The following is a 661-nucleotide window of genomic DNA, read 5'->3' as shown; positions in this document are numbered from 1 at the left end:
TGCCCTTGGTGCAAACATCAAAACACATTAAAAATTGATCGGTATTTATTATGGGAAAGCAATTTGAAAAGCTGTCGAATGAACAGCAAGAATTTATATCAGATCAAAAAATGTTCTTTGTTGGTACAGCAGCAAGCTCAGGAAAAGTAAACATTTCACCGAAAGGTATGGACTCATTTCGGGTTCTTGATGAGAAAACCGTCTTATGGTTAAACCTCACTGGTAGTGGAAATGAAACTTCAGCTCATGTCCAAGAACTACCAAGAATGACCATCATGTTTTGTGCATTCACGGGGAAACCTGAAATTTTGCGTTTGTATGGGCAAGCAACAGTCTTACATAAAAGCAGCCCTAAATGGGCTGAATATCTTGAATTATTTCCTTCACAGGCTGGTGCAAGACAAATTTTCATTCTCAATATAGAGTTAGTTCAATCGTCTTGTGGTTTCTCTGTTCCTCTCTATGAATATCAGGAAGATAGAGAAATACTCAATAATTGGACAAAGAATAAAGGTCAAGACGGCATAGAGGAATACTGGGAAAATAGGAATCAAATCAGCCTTGATGGTAAACCAACAAACATTAAAGAACTGAGTAAAACCTGAACAGGCATAACAAGTGCATCCAGGTGACGCCTTCGGCGCACCTGATGCAGGCGTTA

At 38.9% G+C, this 661-nt stretch carries 1 protein-coding gene; it reads left to right on the top strand.

From position 1 onward, the window contains the following. Positions 1-50: 50 nt before the first annotated feature. Positions 51-605, top strand: a complete 555-nt coding sequence (locus ACY2RQ_RS19640; protein ID WP_490114707.1) for a pyridoxamine 5'-phosphate oxidase family protein — start codon at positions 51-53, stop codon at positions 603-605. Positions 606-661 lie beyond the last annotated feature (56 nt).

Source organism: Parendozoicomonas sp. 209JJ7-1, from assembly GCF_058147085.1.
This window is presented reverse-complemented; position numbering and strand designations above follow the sequence as displayed.

What these genes read in the sequence shown, in the direction of transcription:
- ACY2RQ_RS19640 (WP_490114707.1), top strand. Translation starts at nt 51, where the DNA reads ATGGGAAAGCAATTTGAAAAGCTGTCGAATGAACAGCAAGAATTTATA.